Source organism: Streptomyces sp. NPDC048566 (genome assembly GCF_043199735.1).
GTDB lineage: Bacteria > Actinomycetota > Actinomycetes > Streptomycetales > Streptomycetaceae > Streptomyces.
This window is the reverse complement of the sequence record NZ_JBICWL010000005.1, coordinates 146,216-166,639: the sequence shown is the minus strand read 5'-3', so window position 1 is coordinate 166,639 and position 20,424 is coordinate 146,216. Positions and strand designations below refer to the sequence as shown.

At 71.5% G+C, this 20,424-nt stretch carries 20 protein-coding genes; 14 read left to right on the top strand and 6 right to left on the bottom strand.

What is annotated here, in order from left to right; translation table 11 throughout:
• Positions 1-28: 28 nt before the first annotated feature.
• From ACGFS9_RS11460 to ACGFS9_RS11440, 5 genes are all read right to left on the bottom strand, one after another.
• Positions 29-1,099: an ABC transporter ATP-binding protein gene (locus ACGFS9_RS11460; RefSeq protein ID WP_393252329.1), complete on the bottom strand. Its 1,071-nt coding sequence runs from the start codon at positions 1,097-1,099 to the stop codon at positions 29-31.
• A 5-nt stretch (positions 1,100-1,104) separates the two neighbouring features.
• The gene (locus ACGFS9_RS11455; RefSeq protein ID WP_393252327.1) at positions 1,105-1,995 is read right to left on the bottom strand and encodes an ABC transporter permease; all 891 of its coding nucleotides are present in this window, start codon (positions 1,993-1,995) and stop codon (positions 1,105-1,107) included.
• A complete protein-coding gene (locus tag ACGFS9_RS11450; protein WP_393252325.1) occupies positions 1,992-2,900 on the bottom strand; it encodes an ABC transporter permease in 909 nt (302 codons plus the stop codon). The genes ACGFS9_RS11455 and ACGFS9_RS11450 overlap by 4 nt, the downstream gene beginning before the upstream one ends.
• 1 nt (position 2,901) lies before the next feature.
• Positions 2,902-3,906 carry a spermidine/putrescine ABC transporter substrate-binding protein gene (locus tag ACGFS9_RS11445; RefSeq protein WP_393252323.1) on the bottom strand — a complete coding sequence of 335 codons (1,005 nt, stop codon included), beginning with the start codon at positions 3,904-3,906 and terminating at the stop codon, positions 2,902-2,904.
• Positions 3,907-4,225: 319 nt separating this feature from the next.
• Positions 4,226-5,416 carry an aromatic ring-hydroxylating dioxygenase subunit alpha gene (locus tag ACGFS9_RS11440; RefSeq protein ID WP_393252322.1) on the bottom strand — a complete coding sequence of 397 codons (1,191 nt, stop codon included), beginning with the start codon at positions 5,414-5,416 and terminating at the stop codon, positions 4,226-4,228.
• Between the two features lie 411 nt (positions 5,417-5,827).
• Here ACGFS9_RS11440 and ACGFS9_RS11435 point away from each other — a divergent pair, with 411 nt between their 5' ends.
• The 13 genes from ACGFS9_RS11435 to ACGFS9_RS11375 all read left to right on the top strand — a co-directional run bounded on the left by ACGFS9_RS11435 (position 5,828) and on the right by ACGFS9_RS11375 (position 19,117).
• Positions 5,828-6,232: a hypothetical protein gene (locus ACGFS9_RS11435; protein ID WP_393252320.1), complete on the top strand. Its 405-nt coding sequence runs from the start codon at positions 5,828-5,830 to the stop codon at positions 6,230-6,232.
• Positions 6,229-7,464 (top strand): NADH-ubiquinone oxidoreductase-F iron-sulfur binding region domain-containing protein, encoded by a 1,236-nt coding sequence (locus ACGFS9_RS11430; RefSeq protein WP_393252318.1) that lies wholly within the window; start codon positions 6,229-6,231, stop codon positions 7,462-7,464. Before ACGFS9_RS11435 ends, ACGFS9_RS11430 begins: the two co-directional genes overlap by 4 nt.
• Positions 7,465-7,521: 57 nt before the next feature.
• Positions 7,522-7,713 carry a ferredoxin gene (locus ACGFS9_RS11425; RefSeq protein WP_393252316.1) on the top strand — a complete coding sequence of 64 codons (192 nt, stop codon included), beginning with the start codon at positions 7,522-7,524 and terminating at the stop codon, positions 7,711-7,713.
• A 1-nt stretch (position 7,714) separates the two neighbouring features.
• Positions 7,715-9,775 (top strand): acetate--CoA ligase family protein, encoded by a 2,061-nt coding sequence (locus tag ACGFS9_RS11420; protein WP_393252315.1) that lies wholly within the window; start codon positions 7,715-7,717, stop codon positions 9,773-9,775.
• 39 nt (positions 9,776-9,814) lie between these two features.
• Positions 9,815-10,987 carry an acyl-CoA dehydrogenase family protein gene (locus ACGFS9_RS11415; RefSeq protein ID WP_393252314.1) on the top strand — a complete coding sequence of 391 codons (1,173 nt, stop codon included), beginning with the start codon at positions 9,815-9,817 and terminating at the stop codon, positions 10,985-10,987.
• 44 nt (positions 10,988-11,031) lie between these two features.
• Entirely contained in the window at positions 11,032-12,204 is a 1,173-nt protein-coding gene (locus ACGFS9_RS11410) for an acyl-CoA dehydrogenase family protein (protein ID WP_393252312.1), read from the top strand.
• An 80-nt stretch (positions 12,205-12,284) separates the two neighbouring features.
• A complete protein-coding gene (locus tag ACGFS9_RS11405; RefSeq protein ID WP_393252310.1) occupies positions 12,285-13,187 on the top strand; it encodes a 3-hydroxybutyryl-CoA dehydrogenase in 903 nt (300 codons plus the stop codon).
• Positions 13,188-13,235: 48 nt separating this feature from the next.
• Positions 13,236-13,847 (top strand): TetR/AcrR family transcriptional regulator, encoded by a 612-nt coding sequence (locus tag ACGFS9_RS11400; RefSeq protein WP_393252309.1) that lies wholly within the window; start codon positions 13,236-13,238, stop codon positions 13,845-13,847.
• Between the two features lie 646 nt (positions 13,848-14,493).
• On the top strand, positions 14,494-14,952 hold the full coding sequence (locus ACGFS9_RS11395; RefSeq protein ID WP_393252308.1) for a universal stress protein: 459 nt from the start codon (positions 14,494-14,496) through the stop codon (positions 14,950-14,952).
• Positions 14,953-15,175: 223 nt separating this feature from the next.
• Entirely contained in the window at positions 15,176-15,367 is a 192-nt protein-coding gene (locus ACGFS9_RS11390; protein ID WP_393252307.1) for a hypothetical protein, read from the top strand.
• An 827-nt stretch (positions 15,368-16,194) separates the two neighbouring features.
• The gene (locus ACGFS9_RS11385) at positions 16,195-16,845 is read left to right on the top strand and encodes a response regulator (protein ID WP_393252306.1); all 651 of its coding nucleotides are present in this window, start codon (positions 16,195-16,197) and stop codon (positions 16,843-16,845) included.
• 36 nt (positions 16,846-16,881) lie between these two features.
• Complete coding sequence (locus ACGFS9_RS11380) at positions 16,882-18,111, top strand: sensor histidine kinase (protein ID WP_393252304.1); 1,230 nt, start codon at positions 16,882-16,884, stop codon at positions 18,109-18,111.
• Between the two features lie 733 nt (positions 18,112-18,844).
• On the top strand, positions 18,845-19,117 hold the full coding sequence (locus ACGFS9_RS11375; RefSeq protein ID WP_393252303.1) for a hypothetical protein: 273 nt from the start codon (positions 18,845-18,847) through the stop codon (positions 19,115-19,117).
• Between the two features lie 33 nt (positions 19,118-19,150).
• Here the strand turns inward: ACGFS9_RS11375 and ACGFS9_RS11370 are convergent, their stop codons facing one another.
• A complete protein-coding gene (locus ACGFS9_RS11370) occupies positions 19,151-19,516 on the bottom strand; it encodes a hypothetical protein (protein ID WP_393252301.1) in 366 nt (121 codons plus the stop codon).
• 422 nt (positions 19,517-19,938) lie between these two features.
• On the opposite strand from ACGFS9_RS11370, the gene ACGFS9_RS11365 reads away from it, so the two are divergent.
• Positions 19,939-20,319 (top strand): hypothetical protein, encoded by a 381-nt coding sequence (locus ACGFS9_RS11365; RefSeq protein WP_393252299.1) that lies wholly within the window; start codon positions 19,939-19,941, stop codon positions 20,317-20,319.
• Positions 20,320-20,424 lie beyond the last annotated feature (105 nt).

Genomic DNA, 20,424 nt, shown 5'->3' with positions numbered 1-20,424 from the left:
GTGAGGGCGGGAGCGGGCCGGTCCCCGGTCAGGCAAGGAGCAGGCAGTGCTCGGGGCGCCACCCGAGGTCCACCGTCTCGCCGCCGCTCCAGCGGTCCTCCATGCGGGCCCGCGCGGTGTTCTGCTCCAGCGCCGCGAGGGTGACTCCGGGCGCCACCTCGATCAGGTACGTGGTGGTGGCGCCGCAGTAGACGGTCTCCCGGATCACTCCCCGGAGCACGGACATGCCGGGCTCGAAGTCGGAGAGCCAGATCTTCTCGGGCCGCACCGACACGCTGACGGAGCTGCCCTCGCCGATGCCCTCGCGGTGGCCGACGGGCAGTGTCGTGCCCTGTTCGAGGACGACCTTCCCGTCCCGGTAGGTGCCGTCCACGAGGTTGGAGGTGCCCATGAAGGAGGCGACGAAGCGGCTGGCCGGGTGCTCGTACACGTCCTCGGGGGTGCCGCACTGCTCGACCCGGCCCTCGCTCATCACGGCGACCCGGTCGGACATCGTCAGCGCCTCGTCCTGGTCGTGGGTGACGAAGACGAAGGTGATGCCCACCTCGCGTTGGATCTGCTTGAGCTCGACCTGCATCCGGCGGCGCAGTTTGAGGTCGAGGGCGGCAAGCGGCTCGTCCAGCAGCAGGACGTCGGGACGATTCACCAGGGCGCGGGCCAGGGCCACGCGCTGGCGCTGGCCACCTGACAGGGTGGGCGGCCTGCGCGGGGCCTGCCCGCTCAGTTGCACCAGTTCCAGCATCTCGCCGACCCGCTTCTTGATCTCGCCTCTGTCGACGCCCTTGCGCTTGAGGCCGAAGGCGACGTTGTCCGCGACACTGAGGTGGTCGAAGAGGGCGTAGCTCTGGAAGACGGTGTTGACGTTGCGATGGTTCGGCGGGAGGTCCGTCACGTCCTCGCCGGCGAGGAGCACGGCGCCCTCGGTCGGGTCGGAGAAGCCGCCGATCATCCGCAGCGAGGTGGTCTTGCCGCAGCCGGACGGGCCGAGCAGTGAGAAGAACTCGCCGGCTTTGATGTCGAGGCTCACGTCCCGGACCGCGTAGGAGTCCGCGAACTGCTTGGAGACGCCGTCGAGCCGGACAGCGGGGGTCGCGTCCATGGAGATCAGCTCCCTGAGAGAAGTTCGAGGCCGCCCTTGCGGCCGAACAGGCGAGGGATGAACAGGGCGAGGGCGATCAGGGCGATGGATCCGGCGAGCATCAGAGTGCCGACCGCGTTGATGGTGGGCTGCACCCCGAAGCGGATCGCGGAGTAGATCCGCACCGACAGCGGCTGCGGATCGACGCCGGTGGTGAAGTACGCGAGGACGAAGTCGTCGAAGACCAGGGCGAAGATCAGGACCGCGCTGGCGAGCACGGTCGGCAACAGCGCCGGCAGGGTCACCAGGCGGAGCGCCTGCCAACGGGTGGCCCCCAGGTCCATCGCCGCCTCCTCCACTTCGGGATTGAGCGCGGCCACCCGGGACCGGAGGATCACGGTGACGTAGGAGATGGAGAAGGTGATCTCCGCGAGCGTCACCGTGGCCGTGGACAGGGTCACGCCCACGCCCTTGAAGAGCAGCATGGACGCCACGCCGGTGACGATCTCCGGGGTGATCAGTGGCACCAGCATGATCAGGCCGGCCAGGGAACCGAGTCGGCTGCGGCTGCGGACGAGACCGATCGCGAGGGCCACTCCCAGCAGCACGGAGCCGGACATGGCGGCCAGTGAGATCTTCAGACTGGTGCCCAGCGATGAGATCAGCACGTCGTCGTGGACGAACGCCCGGTACCAGCGCAGGCTGAACCCGCCGAACACGGTCAGGGACTTCTTGGAGTTGAGGGAGTAGAGCACCACGACGCCGATGGGCAGGTACAGCAGGCCGAAGAACAGCGCCGTGACGGCGATGGCGATGCGCGGTCTGCGTTCGGCCCGGCCGCGGCGGCGCCGGGACGCGGGGCGGGTCTCCTGCCCGGCGGCCTCGGGCACGGCTGGGCTCGTGCGTGTCGATGTCATCGGCGGGCCTCCGTCTCGTCCTTGCGGGTGCGGCGCAGGTAGCCGAGCATGCCGATCAGCAGCACCAGCATGAGCAACATGGTCAGGGCGGAGCCGAGCGGCCAGTTCTGTCCCTGGAAGAACTTGTCCTGGATGAGATTGCCGATCATGATCTGGTCCGGTCCTCCCATGAGCTGTGCGCTGACGAAGTCGCCCATGCAGGGCAGGAACACCAGGACCAGCCCTGCCGCCGCGCCCTGGCGGGTGGCGGGCAGGGTGACGAACAGGAAGGTCCTGACCGGCCCGCCGTACAGGTCACGGCCCGCCTCGATGAGCGAGACGTCCAGACGTTCCAGGGCGGCGTAGAGCGGGATGATCATGAAGACGACGAACCCGTAGACGAGGCCGGCGATCACACCGAAGCCCGTGTTGAGGATCTTGGTTCCGCTGCCGGCCAGCCCGATCCCGCGCAGCGCGGTGAGCAGGGGGCCGTCGTCGGAGAGCACCACCGACCAGCCGTACATCCTCACCAGGTAGTTGGCGAAGAACGGGACGACCACGGCGGCGATGAGCGCGTGCTTGTAGCGGCCGCCGTGCAGCGCGATCGTGTAGGCCACCGGATACGCCACCAGCAAGCAGATCAGGCAGGTGACCAGGGCGTAGCCGAGGGAGCGCAGCAGCACCTCGGCGTACGCGGGGTCGGTCATGGCTCTGACGCTGCCGAGGTCGAAGCCGAACCGGGGGTTGCCCAGTTGGTCGGTGGTACCGACGGCGAGGACGGCGACCAGGGCGAGGGAGGCGAGGAGGAAGGCGGTCATCCACAGAGCGCCGGGGAGCATGAACCACGCCCACATCCGGGTGCCGGAGGCATTCGGCCCGCGGCTGCCACGCCCGGTCCGTGCGGAGGAGCGGTTGAGAGCAGCCATGTCAGCCCGCCTTCACATGGGTCCAGGCGGTGTCCCGGGCGTCTTCCTGGGCCCGGGTACCGTTGCGGAAGAACAGGTCGGCCGACAGGTCGGCCTCGGTGACGACGCATTCGGGGAACGGCTTGACCAGGGCGGCGTAGGTGGACTCCGCTCCGGCCACCGGCATGGGGTAGCCGATGTACTCGACGTTCTTCTTCACGTTCTCCGGACGGAGCATGTAGTCGATGAAGAGCATCGCCGTGCCGGGGTGGCGCGCGTTCCAGGGAATGGCGTAGCAGTCCGAGTTGATCGGCGAGCCCTCCTTGGGGGCCTCGAAGCCGAAGATCGACGGGTCCTTGGCCTGGTTGAGCATCGCGGCCATGTCCCCACTCCACGCCTGTGTCATCAGCGCATTGCCGTTGAGCAGGTTGTTGTAGCTGTCGCTGGAGAAACCGCGCAGGTGGGGACGCAGGCTCTGCAGCAGCGAGGTGATGCGGTCGAGGGAGGCCCTGTCGCCTGTGAAGACGTCCAGGCCGAGTGCGAGGGCTGCCATGCCGAGCACTTCGTCGCGGTCGTCGAGGACGAAAACCTTGCCGCCGGCGCGGGAGTTCCAGAGGTCTTTCCAGGAGCCGGTGAGGTCACCCAGGACGTCCCTGCGCCATCCGATGCCGGTTTTGTAGGCGGTGAAGGGGACCGTGTGCGCGGAGTCCTTGTCGTACCAGGGGTCGGCGAAGTAGGTGCGCCTGCCGAACACGGCGTCGCCGTTGACGAGCCGGGAATGGTCGATCCGGCGCAGCATGTTGCCACGTACCAGACGCTGGGCCCATTTGGCCGTGGGGAAGATGATGTCGTAGCGGTTGCCGGCGTTGAGTTTGGCGACCATACCCTCCATCGAGTCGAAGTTCGACCGGATGACCTTGACGCCGTATTCCTTCTCGAAACCCTTGAAAACGGAGGGATCGACGAAGTCGGCCCAGTTGAAGTAGACGAGATCGCCGTCGATCTTCACGTCGATCGGGGCTTGCACCCGGTCGTCGGATATGTGTGCGGGCGCGAACCCGCAACCGCTCAGTGACACGCCGAGTGCCCCGAAGGCGCCGGCGCGGAGCAGTGTTCGTCTGGAGGGTGTGCATGTGGTGGAGGGCAAGGGAACGTCCTCTTCGACGAGGAAGGCAGCGCGTTCCAGGGCGGTGACCGGAGGCGGCTCTACGGATGCCCTGGCTCCGTGGTGATGACCGGTCTGTGCGAGATGCGGGACAAAGGGGGTCAGTGCGCCGCTAAGAGGCAAGGACGCAGCGCACGGTGAGCGGCCCTCCCTGGCGCGCCGGCGGTGGTGGAGGCAACGCTCATCGAGCCCCCTCGGCGGAATCAAGGTCCTGACGGACCTTGTGGGCGAACCAGCCCACCGCCGCCTCGCGGCGGGACAGCGGACCGGGCTCGTAGCCGGGGGTGGCCAGACCCGCCTGAACCCGCTCGACCAAATCGGCGTCCTCGTCGGTGGTGACCCAGCCGATGTGGATGTTCAGCCGCCTGGCCAGCCTGGTGCGAGCGCTCTCGCCGCGCCGGGTGTAGAAGGCGCCCGGAATCGCCGCCCGGTCCTGGGCGGTGGGCAGGGCGGTCCACGCGAGCACGTGGTCAGGGTAGAAGTCGATGAGCGTGTTGGGATAGATCACGGCGTAGCGCCATATCCGCCGGTCGGCCTCGGTGAGCCCCGGGATGGGCTCGGCGAGCCTCTGGTAGAGGCGCTCCATCCAGTTCGAGGACGGCTTGTCGCGCAGCGGCGCCTCGAAGAGCGCGTACGACTCCTGGATGTCGACCGTGTAGGCCTGGTAGTCGAGCAGCCGCATCAGCGACGGGTGGGCGACGGGGACGTGGTAGCCCTCCAGATAGTTGTCGACGATGACCTTCCAGTTGGCGTGTTGCTCCCCGTCCGGCGGGATCCGGTGGATGCGGTCCTTGCCGACCGGGACCAGGTCGGCGTCGGCGTAGTGGCCGACGGCCTCCACCAGACCCGCGCAGCTCTCGGCGAGCGGTACGGCGTCGAGGTCCAGGTTGACGAAGACGAAGCCGAGGAAGGTCTCCACCTTGACCCGGTGCAGCCCGAGCTTGGGCTTGTCCAGGCAGGGGATCTGCCGGGCCTCCGGGGCCCCGACCAGGGTCCCGTCCAGCTTGTACGTCCAGCCGTGGTAGGGGCAGCGGATCGCCTTGCCGGACGGCTCCGGCTCGGTGACGAGGCGGGTGCCGCGGTGACGGCAGGCGTTCAGGTGGGCGGCGAGGCTGCCGTCCTCGGTGCGGACCACCAGAACGTCGCGGCCGGCCGCTGTCGCCGAAAGCCGGGCTCCGGGGCCGGGAAGGTCGGACTCGTGGCAGACGAGCTGCCAGGACTTCTCGAAGATGCGCTGCGTCTCGGCCCTCGCGATGTCCGGATCGGTGTAGTACCGCGCCGGAAGAGCGTCGAGGGCTTCGCCGGGGGAGCTCTGGCGGCTCTCCGGCGGCCCCGTCTCGGGGGCGGGTACCGGGGGGGTCTGGGGCTGCATCGTGTCCTCCTCCACGCCGCGCTGCGGCGATGGGCGGTGAGGCTGCTGCGCAGGGTCGGCAGGGACCGGGAGAGGCCCACTGTCACCCTGACTGACTAATTGGTTAGTTAGAGTGAGGTCGGATGCGGGTCATGTCAAGGCTTGTCGACTGACTAATTAGTTAGTTAGTCTGCGTGCAGTCGAACCCCGTCGGTCCGCTGTGTTTCCACCGTCCCGTGGCGAGGCCGGCCCGCACGTCCGGGCCGGCCACAGTCCGGCCACGGTCCGGGGCGGACGAACCTCTGGCGCGCCCGTCCCTCAGGACCTCCAGCGGCTGCCGCGGCAGCGCGGCCCCATCCGCCCATCCCCTTACTGCGTCACCCCGTCCCGGGACCGCCGGGACGGAGGTCCCCGTCCAGTCGGAGGCACGCAATGAGCGCTCGCCGGAGCCTTGTCTGGCTCGGCCTCACTCCTGAGCCGGAGCGTGAGCTGCCCGCCGCGGTGGCGACCCTGCGGCCCCGTGCTCCCGGGAGTTCCCTGCCGTCCGTCGCCGCGGCCGAACGGCGCCGGATCGAACGGCTGATCCTGCACGGCACCGAGCACAGATGGCTCGGCTACCTGGCCGAGGTCACCGATCTGGTCGTCGATGCCTCCCGGGCGCCCGAGGCAGGCGGCTCCGCCGCCGCTCTGGTGGCCGGGGAGGTCGTCCTCGACCACCACCACATGCTCATCGGTCTCCCCGGGACCGGATACGAGCGAGCCGCCCCCCAGCGGCGTGCCCTGGAGAAGGCCGTGCGACGGCTCAAGGACCATCCGGCCGAGGGAGGCACGGCATGACCGGGATCCGCTCCCTGACACCTCCCGGGCAGCCGCGCCTGCTCAGCCCCCAGCCGCCCCGCGGTGAGGACCTGGCCTCCTATCTGGCCACCGGCGGCTACCCGACCGCGCCCGGCCCGGAGCACCTCCTCGAGCGAGTCGCCACCGCCGGACTGCGCGGACGCGGCGGCGCGGGCTTCCCCACCGCCGTCAAGCTGCGCACCCTGCGCGACGCCCCCGGCGACACCGTCGTCGTGGCCAACGGCGAGGAGGGCGAGCCGGGATCGGTCAAGGACCGATGGCTGCTGCGCCACCGGCCGCACACCGTCCTGGACGGACTCCGTCTCGCGGCGATGACCACCGGCGCCGTCCGCGGCTACGTCTACCTCTCCGACCCGCACGCCGCCGACGCCGTGCGACGCGCCCTCTCCGAGCGGCCCCCGGCGGTGCCCGTCGACATCGTGCCGACCGAGCACGCGTATGTCGCCGGTGAGGAGAGCGCCGTGGTGCGTCGCATCGACGGCGGCCCCGCCCTGCCCACCGCCAAGCCCCCGCGCCCCTTCGAGCGCGGCGTGGGCGGCGCTCCCACACTGGTCGCCAACGTGGAGACGCTGGCCCGGCTCGCGCTGCTCACCGCCCACCCCGGCGCCGCTGGGGCCGTCGCCTCCGGCCACCTCCTCACTCTCTCCGGCGGCCCGGAACCCTCCGTGCTCGTGGAGGCGCCCGCCGGCACCCTCCTCAAGACGCTCGCCGACCACGCCGACCGCAGCGGCTCCGCCGCAGTGCTCCTCGGCGGCCTCTTCGGCGGCCTGTACGGCGACGGCTGGGCCGACCTGCGGCTTGACCACGACGAACTCGCCGCCGCCGGCGGTGCCCTCGGCTGCGGCGCGATCCACTTCCTGCCGCCCGGCGACTGCCCGGTCGGTGCCGCCGCAGACGCCGCCGGCTACCTCGCGGCGCAGAGCGCCCGGCAGTGCGGGGTGTGCGTCTCCGGCACCCAGGCGCTCGCCGGCACCCTCGCCGCCCTCTCCCGCGGCGACGGCAGCGAGGAGGACACCGAAAGACTGCGCCGCTGGTCCCTGGGCCTGACCGGCAGAGGTGCCTGCGGACTGCTCGACGCGGCGGCACACGTAGCCGCCACCCTCCTGCGGCACTTCCCGGAACGGGTCGGCGCCCACCAGGACGCCCCCTGCCCGTCCTGCGCCGACGCCCCGTCCCACGACGGAAGCCGCCTCACCGTGACGGTCCCCTGACCGGCACACACCCATCCCACCCGCCCGGCCACCGCCGCTCCCGAAGGGAACACCCGAGTGAAACTGTTGCTGGACTCCACCCTCTGCCAGGGCTACGGCCTCTGCCGGGAATCCGCCCCCGAACTCGTCGACCTCGACGAATGGGGCTACGCGCAGCTGCGCGCGACGGACGTCCCCCCGGACACCCAGGACCAGGCCCGCGACGCCATCGCAGCCTGCCCGCAAGCCGCGCTGCGCCGGGTCGGCTGACATGGGACGCGACCTCTCGGCACTCTTCGACCCGTTCTCCGTCGCCATCGTCGGTGCCAGCGACGACCCCGCCAAGTACGGACACGCCATCGCCACCCAGGCGCTGAGGTCCGGCCACAGCCGCCCCGTACACCTCGTCAACCGCCGTGGCGCCACCGTTCTGGGCCGCACCGCCGCCACCAGCCTCAGTGCCATCGGCGACCCCGTCGACCTGGCCGTGATCTCCGTGCCCGCGGCCGGCTTCGAGGCCGCCGTCGACGAGGCCCTGGCCTGCGAGGCCCGCGCCATCGTCGCCATCACGGCGGGCTTCGCCGAAACCGGCGCCGCGGGTCGGGAGCGCCAGCGGGCGGTCGCCGAGCGAGTCCGCGCCGCCGGGGCCGTCATGGTCGGCCCCAACTGCCTCGGCATCACCGACAACACCACCGGGCTGCATCTGGCCTCCGACCACTTCACCCCCGGCCGGGTCGCCCTGCTCAGCCAGAGCGGCAACCTCGCCCTCGAACTCCAGCTCCGCTGCCAACCGCACGGTCTCGGCTTCTCGCGGTTCGTCTCCCTCGGCAACCAGGCCGACGTCACCCTCGTCGACCTGCTCGCCGACTGCGCCCGCCACGAGGGCACCGATGCCATCGCCGTCTACGCGGAGGACTTCGCCGACGGCCGCGCCTTCGCCGAGGCCGCCGCCGTCGCCGGGAAGCCCGTCGTCCTGCTCACCGCAGGGCGCGGTCACGCCTCGGCCCGCAGCGCCCAGTCCCACACCGGCGCGCTGACCACCTCCAACGACGTCGTCACCGCCGCCTGCCGGGACGCGGGCGTCGAACTGGTCGCCACCCCCCGCGAACTCACCACCGTCCTCGCCGCCCTCTCCGGCGGCCGGAGGGCCAAAGGCCGACGGGTCGCCGTCCTCACCGACGGTGGCGGCCACGGTGTGATCGCGGCCGACGCAGTGGAGGCCACCGGACTCGGCGTGCCCGAGCTGGCCCCGGTCACACAGGCGCGCGTCGGCGAGGCACTGTGGGAGCAGTCCGCCGTCGGCAATCCCGTCGACCTGGCCGGCATGGGCGAACAGGACCCCTCGTCCTACGCCGCCACCGTCGCCACCCTGCTGGACGCCGACGACACCGACGCCGTCCTCATGACCGGCTACTTCGGCGGCTACGCGGCCGCCGTGGACGGCCTCTGCGGAGGGAGCGCGGTCCTGTCCGAGGGCGAGCAGGCGGCCGCCCGGTCCATCGCCGCACGCATGGACGGCGGGGGCAAGCCACTGGTGGTCCAGTCGATGTATCCCGAGTCGCCGAGCTGCCGCATCCTGGTGGCCGCCGGAGTTCCCGTCTTCGCGGCCACCGAGGACGCCGCCCGCGCCCTGGCCGTCCTGGCCGCCGGGGCATCGGGACACCGCACCGTCGTCGCATCGCTGCCGGCCGCCGACGAACCGCTGACACACACCGGCTATCTGGAGATCCGCCGCGCCCTGGAGGCCGCCGGAGTTGCCTTTCCCGCCGCGCGCGAGATCAGGGACGAGGCCGAACTGCTCGCCGCCGCCGACGACATCGCGGGCCCGTACGTCCTCAAGGCCCTGCACCTGCTGCACAAGTCGGACGCCGGGGGAGTGGCCCTCGGCCTCGCCGACCGGGACGACCTGGTGGCCGCCTTCCGCGACATGCGCGAGCGGCTTCGCGCGCCCTCGTACTCGGTGGAGGAGATGGCCGACCTCTCCGAGGGCATCGAACTCATCGTCGGCGTCAACCGCGACCCCCGCTTCGGTCCGGTCGCCATGGTGGGGCTGGGCGGCATCCTCGCCGAGGCCCTGAAGGACATCGACTTCGGGCTGGCCCCGCTCCCCGCGGGCCGCGCGCTGGACTTGCTGCGCGGCCTGCGCACCGCCTCCCTCCTCGACGGAGTGCGCGGCCGTCCTGCCGTCGACGTCGAGGCCGCGGCACAGGCCGTCGAACGGATCACCGCGTTCGCCGCCGCCCACCCCGAGATCGCCGAACTGGAGGTCAACCCCCTTCTCGTCCGCCCGGACGGAGTCTTCGCCCTCGACTCCCGCGCCGTGCTCGGCTGAACCGCCCCCACCCCGCCCACCCGTACCGAAGAGGCACCCATGGACATGCGCTACACCCCCGAGCAGGCCGACCTGAAGAGGCGTGCCGCCGAGTACGCCCAACTCCTGATGCAGTACGAGGACCAGTCCGAGGAGGCAGGCGGCCCGCTGCCGCGGGAACTGGTCGTCGATCTGACCCGCGCCGCCATGGACGCCGGTGTCTACGCCATCAACATGCCCGCCGAATGGGGCGGCGCCGGACTCAGCCTCCTCGACCAGGTCATCGTCGAGGAGGAGTTCGGCAAGGCCACCAACTGCCTGTGGGACATCCCGTGGCGGCCCGCCAACGTCCTGGCGTACGGCGACGAGCGGCAGCGCGAGAAGTACCTGCTGCCGGTCATCCGGGCCGAGAAGTTCGACGCCTTCGCCGTCACCGAGCCCGGCGCCGGCTCCGACCCCTCCTCCGGGAAGTCCACCGCCACCCGCGCCGAGGGCGGCTGGCTGCTCAACGGTGAGAAGTGGTTCGTGACCTGCGGCGACATAGCCGACTTCCTGCTGGTCCAGGCGGATGCCGGCCCGGAGCGGCTGGCGACCCTCTTCTTCGTGGACAAGTCCGCCCCCGGGGTGGAGATGACCCGGGTGCCGCACTTCATGCACTCCGCGGTCAACGGCCACCCAGAGTTCACCTTCACCGACGTCTTCGTGTCCGACGAGGATGTCCTCGGTGGTGTCGGCAAGGGCTACGAGCTGACCAAGGAGTGGTTCACCGACGAGCGCCTGATGATCGCCGCCCGTACGGTCGGAGCCGCTGAGCGGGCGCTCCAGCTGGCCCGGGACTGGGCGCTGGGACGCGAGCAGTTCGGCGCCCCCATCGCCGACTACCAGCTGATCCAGGGGATGCTGGCCGACTGCGCGGTGGACATCGCCGTCAACCGGGCCTACACCCACCAGGTCGCCTGGGAGGCCGACCAGCCGGCGACCGACCGCAAGACGCTGCACGCCAAGGCGTCCACGGCCAAGCTCGCCGCGAGCGAGGCGGCCGGCCGGGTCGTCGACCGGTGCCTGCAGATCTTCGGCGGCCGAGGCTACGACCGCTCCTACCCGGTGGAGCGCATGTACCGCGAGCTGCGCGTGGACCGCATCTGGGAGGGCACCTCCGAGATCCAGCGCCTGATCATCGCCAACGAACTCATCAAGCGCGGCACCGGAGCCCTGGCTCTGCCCACCCGCTGAACCCGACCCGCCGTCACACCCCGACCCCCCGTAGCGAGGACCCCATGGACTTCCGCCTCACCCCGCGTCAGCAGCGCCTCAGGGCCGACGCACGCGCCCTCACCGAGTTCATCATGAAGTACGAACTGGAATGCGAGGAGAACAACGGCCTGTCCGCCAAGGCGCACACCGATATCCGCGACACCGTTCTCGACCTCGGTCTCCAGGCCGTCAACATGCCCGCCGAGTGGGGCGGTGCCGGGCTCACCATCGCGGAGCAAGCCACCGTCCAGGAAGAGCTGGGCCGGCTCACCGGCGCGCTGTGGGACATGGTGTGGCGCCCCGCCAACGCGCTGCGCTTCTGCACCCCGGAGCAACGCGAGCGCTTTCTCGTCCCGGTCATCAAGGGACAGCGCCGTGACTGCTACGCGGTCACCGAGCCGGAAGCGGGCTCCGACCCGCAGAACCTGTCCACCACGGCCACCAGGAACGACGCCGGCTGGGTCATCAACGGCGAGAAGTGGTTCGTCACGGTCGGCGACCACGCCGACTTCATGATCGTCCTCGCCGCGGCCGGTCCGGAGCGGGCCCCCACCCTCTTCCTCGTCGACAAGGACACTCCGGGCATCGAGATGACCCGCGTGCCGCGCTTCATGCACACGTTCGTCTACGAGCACCCCGAGTTCACCTTCACCGACGTCCAGGTGGGCGACGACGCCGTGCTGGGCGGTATCGGCGCCGGCTACGACATCACCCGCTCCTGGTTCACCGAGGAGCGGCTGATGATCGCCGCCCGCACGACCGGTGCGGCGGAGCGGGGCCTGGAACTGGCCCGCGACTGGGCCGTGGAGCGCGAGCAGTTCGGCGCCCCCGTCGCCAGCTTCCAGCTGATCCAGGGGATGCTGGCCGACTGCGCGGTGGACATCGCCGTCAACCGGGCCTACACCCACCAGGTCGCCTGGGAGGTGGACCAGCCGGGCACCGACCGCAAGACGCTGCACGCCAAGGCATCCATCGCCAAACTCGCGGCCAGCGAGGCCTCGGGCCGGGTCATCGACCGGTGCCTGCAGATCTTCGGCGGGCGCGGCTACGACCGGTCGTACGCGGTGGAGCGGCTCTATCGCGAGTTGCGTGTGGACCGCATCTGGGAGGGCACCTCCGAGATCCAGCGCCTGATCGTCGCCAACGAGCTGATCAAGCGCGGCACCGGCGTCCTGGAGCTTCCCGTCACGCAGTAGGACCTGGCCGGGGGCGGCGCGGCGAACCCGTCGCGACGCCCCCGGCCCTTCCGGAACAGCCACGTCATGAAGGAGATCCGATGACCGGTACAGAGCGGGTCGGAGTCGTGGGATGCGGGCTCATGGGGGCCGGCATCGCCGAAGTCTGCGCACGCGCGGGTCTGCGCGTCACGGTCGCGGAGCGGGACGCGGCGGCCGCCCGGGCGGGCCGGCAGCGCGTCGAGCGGTCCCTGGGACGCGCCGTCGGACACGGCAAGTTGAGCCCGGAGCAGCGGGACGCGGCTCTGGAGAGGGTCACCGTCGTCGACGACCTCGGGGCGCTGCACGACAGCGAACTGGTCGTCGAGGCCGTCGCGGAGGACGAGAGGGTCAAACTCGACGTCTTCACCCGGCTCGACGCGGTGATCACCCGTGCCGACACCATCCTGGCCAGCAACACCTCCTCCATTCCCGTCATCCGGCTGGCCGCCGCGACCTCCCGCCCCCACATGGTCGTCGGAGTCCACTTCTTCAACCCGGTGCCGGTGCTGCGGCTGGTCGAACTGGTGCCCTCGCTGCTCACCTCGGACGAGACCACCCGACGGGCCGAGGCCTTCGTCGTGGAGACTCTGGGCAAGGAGGCCGTCCATGCCCAGGACCGGGCCGGCTTCGTCGTCAACGCCCTGCTCGTCCCGTACCTGCTCGCCGCCGTCCGCATGGTGGAGTCGGGCACGGCCACTGCCCGGGACGTCGACCGCGCCATGGTGACGGGCTGCGCCCACCCGCTCGGCCCGCTCGCGCTCATCGACCTGATCGGTCTGGACACCACGCGGGCCATCGCCGAGTCGCTCTACAGCGAGTTCAGGGAGCCCCTCTACGCGCCCCCGCCCCTGTTGCGCCGCATGGTCGAGGCGGGACTGCTCGGCCGCAAGTCGGGCCGTGGATTCCACACCTACGCCCAGGAGCCCGCGCGCGGCGCGCCGACGGCGGTCGCCCGAGCGTGAGGGAAGATGGTCCCGACGTACCGGCCGACAGACTCGGAGGCAGACAGCGTGGCGACCAACGAGCGCACGGCGGAGACCCGCGAGCGCATCCTGTCCGCCGCGTGCGAGGTGATCGCGGAGACGGGTTTCGAGAAGATCCGGATGCGGATGGTCGCGGAACGGGCCGGGGTGTCGACGGCGCTGCTCCACTACCACTTCGAGACCCGCGAGAAGCTGTTCACGGAGGCGATGGTCCACTCCTTCGCCAGCTCCACGTTCGAAGTGGAGAGCGACGCGGACGCCGTCCCCGCGGCGGTGATCCTCGCCCGGATCATCCGCAACCTGCTGCCGATGGACGCGGAACTCTGCCAGGACTGGCGGCTTTGGCAGGAGCTGTGGGTCCGCTCGCTGCGGGACGCGACCACCCGGAGTTTCGCGGTCGACCTCTACGCACAGCTGCACCAGTGGGTCGCCGCGGCGATGACCAGGGGCATCGACTCGGGCGAGTTCGACAGTACGGACGTCGACGACCTGAGCACGCTCGTCCTCGCCCTCTCCGACGGTTACGGCATCCGCGTCATGCTGGGCGATCCGACCGTCTCCGCCCAGCACGCGCTGCGCTGCGTCTGGCGGCCGGTGGCTCTCGCACTCGGCTTGCCGCAGGAGATTCCGGAGTCCTGACGCAGTTGGACCGAGACCCCTCGGGAAGTTCATCGCCGTTGTTCTTCGGTGGGTGCGACCTCGCTGTGTCGGCCCATGGTGGATGCACAGCCTGATCTCTCGGGTTCGGTCGGCTCGGCAACCGACGAAGGGATGGCGACTTCGTCGGTTCACTCGGACGTGCGGCGGCTCGGCCGGTGGGTTCGGCTCCGTAGGGCGTCCGCGCGTGCGGCTGCGAACCCGGCGAGGCCGGCCGCTGCGGACAGAGCCAGGCCGGTTCCGGTGGGCGGCGAGGTCTCCGGAAGGGCGGCCAGGAACGGCACGTAGACCGCTGCCGCCCCAAGAGCCGTAGCAACCGCGACGGCCGCGGCGAGGTCCGAGTGCGGCGTGCCGCCTGCGGCCCGCGCTGGGGCCGGACGGTCCCCGACTTTCCGACTCGCACGCGACCGGTGCCCGCGGGGCCCGTCCGCCGGGGCCGACCGGCCCTGGCGGCAGGGCCGGTCGGTCGGCCGCCGGTTCGGTGAGAGTGCGTAGCGTGACGCCGTACCTCCGGTGTCCCGGCGACGGCTGCCATAGCGGATCGGCGCCGCCGTCGAAAGGCCGGTGACACGGCAGGCGTTGCACTTCGCGCGTCGGCTCGGAACCAACCGATCGGCAGGAGAACGACATGTCCCAGCACACGGACGAGAAGCCCTGGCCCGTCGTCGTGGGAGTCGACGGATCGACCGGCTCACAGGCTGCCCTGCGATGGGGGATCACCCAGGCCGAGTTGACCGGCGGCACCGTCGAGGCGATCGCCGCGTGGCAGTACCCCGAGGTGTTCGGGTACAGCTATGGCTGGATCCCTTCGATGCCCGAAGGAGGCGAGTTCGCCAAGGCCGCCGAACGCGCCCTGCGGGAGACCGTCGCCGCGGTGTGCGAACGGATGGACCAGCCTTCCGAGGTATCGATCCGGGTCGCCGAGGGCCACCCCGCGCAGGTACTGATGGACGCGGCCCGCACCGCACAACTGCTCGTGCTGGGCAGCCGGGGTCACGGCACCTTCTCCGGCATCCTGCTCGGCTCGGTCAGTCAGCACTGCGTCCAGCACGCGCCGTGCCCGGTCGTCGTTGTCCCCCAACCGTGACCGAGCGACGCGGAGTGGGCCCGGCCGCCACCCGCGGGCCGGGCACGCGGACGCCGGGTTCACGATCGTCTCGGATGGGCCGACCCGCGCTTTCCGACTCCACGGGACGCAGTCACGGAGAGCGAGTGGGGCGCGGCGTCCCGCCCCACGACTGTGGCCGTGGACCGGCGAGAACGCGTAGCCACGGGTCGCGGACCGTCGGGTGCGGACGTAGACAGGGAATATGGACGAGAAGCAGAATGCGTGGCATCCGGGCGAGATCGTGCCCGTCAGTGGGATCTACGCCTGTGATTGCGGCCGCGGCCACCACTGGAGCACGGACGTGAAAGGGCACCGTTTCCCGCCGATGCCGGGCGACTGCACAGGGGAGTCGTGGTCACTGAGGACCCAGGCACATCCGGAGGTTCCCACCTGACAGGGCTCGGCAGCAGGTGTCGTGAACCGACAGCCGCGGCGCGATACCGCCTGCACCCGTCCGCTCAGGGGATCGGCGCGGCCCGGACGGGTGTCACAGGGTGTCACAGCCGAACCTGCCGCCCCGGCAGTCGCGTCCGCAGGCGCCGCATCCCGACGCACGGCCCGCCGACAGGGCGCAGGGCCCCGTTGCCTCGGCCGTGAGGCAGGGTCGGACCGCCTGGACGCCGCGGGCGCCGTCGCGGTCCGTCCAGGGCCCGCTCTGCGTGACGTGTCCATCAGGAGGGCCCGTCCCGCGTATGCCGGGCGGTTCGCCCACGGCGCGCGGACTGCTCCTCGCCTCGCCTGCCGGGCTGACCGCCGCACGCGAGGCGCCGGGGCCCGCGGTTCCGCCCCGCCGTCCTGCCGAGGCGGCCCGTCGGCGGCAGGGTGCGGGCCGTGTCCGAGTTCCAGTGCGACCTCGTCGGGTACGGTGCCGATCCGCCTCACGCCGGCTGGCCCGGGTGCCCTTGTCGCCGGCAGCCTCGTCCTCAACCACGAGGAGGGCGGCGAGCGGAACATCGGTGGGCGGCGCGGGTGCGAGCGGGTCGGGCGTGCGCCGCGATGCACAGGCGCGTGCCGCGTACTGCGGGGACAATGGACGAGAAGATGTGAGCACCGGTCCCAGGCCGACGTCCCGCCCGGGCGCCCGCCCGGCCCGTCGCGGGACGGTCCGGTCACGTCCAGTAGTCGGGCCTGTCGCCGCCTTGCGAGGTGCCGCACCGCAGAAAGCGGACCTGACCGGTGCCGACTCGACGACAGGACCTAGGTCGGACGGGACGGTTTGGCATGCACGCAGACGGCACGAGGGTGCGCGTCGTCGTCGCCGACGATCACCCGATCTACCGCGAGGGCGTCGTTCGAGCCCTGATCCGGAGCGGAGAGGTCGACGTGGTCGCCGAGGCGCAGGACGGAGCACAGGCGCTCGCGTTCATACGCGAGCATCGACCGGAGGTCGCGGTGATCGACCAGCGGCTTCCGCACCTGGACGGCGTCGCCGTGCTGCACGCCGTCGTACGCGACGGCCTGCCCGTCCGGGTGATCATCCTGTCCGCCCACACGGACGACGCACTGGTCTTCCGGGCCATCGAGGAGGGCGCCGCCGGCTACCTGGCCAAGGACGCGAGCCGCAACGAGATCGTCGATGCCGTGATGCGGGTCGCGCGGGGTGGCACGGCGCTGCCCGAGGATCTCACCGGCGGCCTCATGGATCAGGTCCGGCGCCGCGCCGGCCGGGACGACCGTCTGTTGCTCAGCGAACGCGAGCAGCAGGTGCTCCGCGCCTTCGCCGAGGGCAAGAGCATCCCGCGGATCGCCGAGGAGCTGTTCCTCGCTCCGAGCACGGTGAAGACGCACACCCAGCGCCTCTACGAGAAGCTCGAAGTGGGAGACCGGGCCGCCGCCGTGGCCGAGGCGATGCGTCGTGGCCTTCTCGAATGAGCGCCCCCGCGGTGTGCGGCGCGGGGAGTGATCACGGTGTCAGGTGGCGGTGGACTTCGTCCCGAGGCGGCCGACGGCGCCCCGCAGCGGCCCCCGCCCCGGTCGCTGGGGGAGCGGAGGCCCCAGGCGCTCGCACGCCTCCTCATCGTGCTGCTCCTCCTCGTGCAACTCGTCCGGTTTCCGCCGCACGAGCATGGGGCCGCCTGTGCCGTGGTCGTCGCGGGCTATGCGCTGTGGTCGTTGCTGCTGGTCGCGACGGCGTGGTCGGACCGTCCCGGAACCTGGTGGACGTGGCACCTCCTCTGGCTGGACCTGGCCGTTCTCGGCTCACTGCTGGTGCTCTCCCAGGGGTTCGTCTCGCCGACCGGAGCCCGACCGCTGGTCGACGACGCGTTCTTCCTCGTACCGGTTCTCGCGGCCTTCCAACTGCGTCCCCGGGTGACCGGCGTCATGACCTGTGTCACCGCGCTCGCGTATCTGCTGGCCCTCGCCCTGTCGCGCGGAGACCTCGGCTGGGCCTCCGTCGCCCTGCACGTCCTCTCCCTGCTGCTGTTGGGAGCCGTCTGCACCTCGCTGACCTGGGTGCAGAGCGAGCGGGTCCGGACGGTCGAGAAGCTGATGGAGCAGAGCCATGCCCTGCTGGGGCTGGCGATGGACGCCCAGGAACGTGAACGCCGTAGTCTCGCCGAAGCCCTGCACGACCAGGCCCTGCAGAACGTGCTCGCGGCCCGCCAGGACGTGGACGAGGGGCGCTCCCCGGAGTACCGGCAGGAGGCCCTCGGGCGGGCCGACCTCGCGCTCGCCGAGGCCGCTCAGCAGATGCGCTCGATCGTCGGAGAGCTGCACCCCGCGGTTCTCGAGGAGTTGGGCTTGGTCCGCGCGGTGCAGGCACTCCTCGAACGTGCCCGGGACCGAGGCAGGTTCGACGTCCGGGAGCACTACGAGTCCGTGCCGCGGTTTCGTCTGGAGACCCTTGCGTTCGACGCCGCCCGAGAGCTCATCGGGAACATCGTGAAGCACGCCGGGGCCCGGCATGTGCGGATTCGGCTGTACACGCGCGACGGCACGATGGGCATGCTGGTCGAGGACGACGGCGTGGGGCTTCCTCCTGGTGCCACGACCGACAGTGTGCGCCGAGGCCACATCGGCCTCGCCTCGTTGCGCGTCCGGATCGAGAGCGCGGGAGGGCGCCTGCTGCTGGAACCCCGCCTGCCCGGCGGTACGTCCGCTCTGGTGGAGCTCCCGCTCGCGCCGGCCGCGGACTGACCCGCCGCCGCCCTTCCCGGCGGCCGGCGAGAGCGCACAGGGAACCGTCCTGCCACGTCGAGCGGTGGGGAACGCTCGCCCCCGATCGCCTCATGGTTCGCGCGGGCCATGCCCTGGCCGGCAGCCGTTGAGCGCCGTCCACGGCGCTGGAGCCGACCCGAGGCCCGTGGGATGCCCGAACCGGGCATCCCACGGGGCCACAGGACCGCCAGCATGGCCCAGGGCCCCGTGCCCGGTCTTTGAGGGTGTCCCGAGGCGGGGTGGTGGTGGTGTCGCAGGTCGGCGCACGGCTCGTGGCGTCCTCCCACCCGGGCGGAACAGCCCTCGGTAGGGCCTGTTGACCACACCACCAGCAAACCTCTCCACCTGCCACACGCTGGCCCCCGCATGGCCGCCGAGCGCCCGCGCGCCCCGCGTCCACCACCCCTGCCGGCGGGCGGTCCCCCTATGAGGGGAGCGGCATTCGACCGACCGATGGGCCCATCGGTCGTACCGGCGAGCCCGGCCCCGGAGCCACTGTGGAGTTGTCACCGCCCGAGAAGCACGACGAAGGGCGTCGGCACCGAGCCGGGGGACGTGGGAACACGTCGCGGGCATCGGACCGGCGACCTTGGGCACGCCGTCGGGCGGGTGGCCCGGACGGTCCGCCCATCGGCATCCGCGGCAACGGCGTCGCGGAGGCCGGCAGATCGAACCGGACTCGCCGCATGTTCGCCAAGGAAGGAACCCAGTCATGAACCTCATCGCCAAGACCGCCGCCACCGCCGCCGCGGGGGGAGCACTCGTGTTCGCAGGCGCCTCGATCGCCTCCGCACAGGACAACGGCGACAACCGGAACCGAGCCTCCGTGGCCAAGGCCGATGGCACCGACGGCGTGGTGCGGGTCGCCTCCGCCGACGGTGCCGCGCCGTCGGTCGTCGTGGCACAGGCGCCGGTCCCGGGAGTCGTGGTGGTCGGGGCCGATGACGACAAGCCGCTTGCCCCGACCGTGGTGCTCAAGGCCTGAGACGTCACACCCCACCCGGCACGGCCGGAACGGCTACCCCGTTCCGGCCGTGCCGTTCTGTCCGACCGTGTCCGCGGCCCCGAGGCGCAGTCCGCGCCGGACGAGGTGACCGATGGGTTGCCGGGACCGGCCGCGGTGCCAGGCCGGGTGCCGGCGATCCCGCCGGCGGGCGAAGGCGGCTCCCCGCTCGAACACCACGGCGAGCGCGGCCGTCGGGCTGCCCGTGCGGGCGTCCGGGGCCCGGTGAACCCCGCACCGCTGATGTCGTGCGAAGGGGGAGATGGCTTCGTGAGCCCGGCTGACCGCGGCCCTCCGCAGCCCGGCCATCGGGTCGAGGAGCTGCACCGGTGCGGGCGTGACGTCGCCGAGGGACGGTCCGTGCCCGTGCGGCGGCAGCATGCACGACCTCGGGGAACCGGAGGCGTCACAGCGTCGGGAAGGACCTACGAGGCGAACCGTCGGCGCTCCCGGGTCCTCTCGCCCGGCCCGTAGGTCGTGCGCGAGCGGGCATGGGCCTCGACCGGCCCCGCTGCGGGGGTCGGGGGCCGGGCCGGTCGAGTCACCCGCGGGCGGGCCAAGGCCCCTGCGAGGTGAGGGTCTGCCCGGACCGGCCGCGCGTTCGGCGGGTGCGGGCCGGAGGTGGGGCACGTGAACAGGACCATCGTCGCTCCGGTCTCCGTCACCAGGGGCAGGGACCGTGTCCGAGCCGTAGAGTCGTTCGTGAGCGGCCGTGGCACGGAGATGGCCCGAGATCGAGCGCCTGCGCACAGCGGCCGAAGGCCCGCCGTCCCCGGACGGCGGGGTGATCGGAGGTTCCCGCCATGGCCGGTCCGCAGGAAGCAGCCCCGGAGGCCGCCAGGATCTGGGTGGAACTGCGCCTCCCCGGGTTCCATCGCTGGCCGGATGCCCCGTCCGAACGCGACTATCTGGCCAGTCGCCACCGTCATCTCTTCAGGGTGCGCGTCGAACTCCAGGTGGCCCATGACGAACGCGACCTGGAGTTCTTCGATGTCGCCGACCTGGTGCGCGAGTGGTGGGGGCCCGGCGAGCACGAGTTCGGGGCGGCGTCGTGCGAGGCCATGGCGCGGGAGCTGGGGCAATGGCTCATCGGACGGCGACTGCCCGTGGCCGAGACGTCCGTCGCGGCGGACGAGGAGGGCGGATCGCGGCTGATCTGGCGGGTATCGCCCCTCTCCGGCTGAGGGGCTCCGCTCCGGATGCCGTGGGCGCGCCGTGATGGGGCGGTGGGGCACGCCACCCGTCGCTCCGAGGCCCTGTCCGTGCCGCGACCCGGTGGTCCCTCACGG

Coding starts and splice junctions, on each gene's coding strand:
- ACGFS9_RS11415 (WP_393252314.1), top strand. CDS start 9,815: ATGGACATGCGCTACACCCCCGAGCAGGCCGACCTGAAGAGGCGTGCC.
- ACGFS9_RS11370 (WP_393252301.1), bottom strand. CDS start 19,516: ATGCTGCCGCCGCACGGGCACGGACCGTCCCTCGGCGACGTCACGCCC.
- ACGFS9_RS11385 (WP_393252306.1), top strand. CDS start 16,195: ATGCACGCAGACGGCACGAGGGTGCGCGTCGTCGTCGCCGACGATCAC.
- ACGFS9_RS11420 (WP_393252315.1), top strand. CDS start 7,715: ATGGGACGCGACCTCTCGGCACTCTTCGACCCGTTCTCCGTCGCCATC.
- ACGFS9_RS11410 (WP_393252312.1), top strand. CDS start 11,032: ATGGACTTCCGCCTCACCCCGCGTCAGCAGCGCCTCAGGGCCGACGCA.
- ACGFS9_RS11460 (WP_393252329.1), bottom strand. CDS start 1,099: ATGGACGCGACCCCCGCTGTCCGGCTCGACGGCGTCTCCAAGCAGTTC.
- ACGFS9_RS11375 (WP_393252303.1), top strand. CDS start 18,845: ATGAACCTCATCGCCAAGACCGCCGCCACCGCCGCCGCGGGGGGAGCA.
- ACGFS9_RS11395 (WP_393252308.1), top strand. CDS start 14,494: ATGTCCCAGCACACGGACGAGAAGCCCTGGCCCGTCGTCGTGGGAGTC.
- ACGFS9_RS11435 (WP_393252320.1), top strand. CDS start 5,828: ATGAGCGCTCGCCGGAGCCTTGTCTGGCTCGGCCTCACTCCTGAGCCG.
- ACGFS9_RS11405 (WP_393252310.1), top strand. CDS start 12,285: ATGACCGGTACAGAGCGGGTCGGAGTCGTGGGATGCGGGCTCATGGGG.
- ACGFS9_RS11365 (WP_393252299.1), top strand. CDS start 19,939: ATGGCCGGTCCGCAGGAAGCAGCCCCGGAGGCCGCCAGGATCTGGGTG.
- ACGFS9_RS11430 (WP_393252318.1), top strand. CDS start 6,229: ATGACCGGGATCCGCTCCCTGACACCTCCCGGGCAGCCGCGCCTGCTC.
- ACGFS9_RS11390 (WP_393252307.1), top strand. CDS start 15,176: ATGGACGAGAAGCAGAATGCGTGGCATCCGGGCGAGATCGTGCCCGTC.
- ACGFS9_RS11440 (WP_393252322.1), bottom strand. CDS start 5,416: ATGCAGCCCCAGACCCCCCCGGTACCCGCCCCCGAGACGGGGCCGCCG.
- ACGFS9_RS11455 (WP_393252327.1), bottom strand. CDS start 1,995: ATGACATCGACACGCACGAGCCCAGCCGTGCCCGAGGCCGCCGGGCAG.
- ACGFS9_RS11450 (WP_393252325.1), bottom strand. CDS start 2,900: ATGGCTGCTCTCAACCGCTCCTCCGCACGGACCGGGCGTGGCAGCCGC.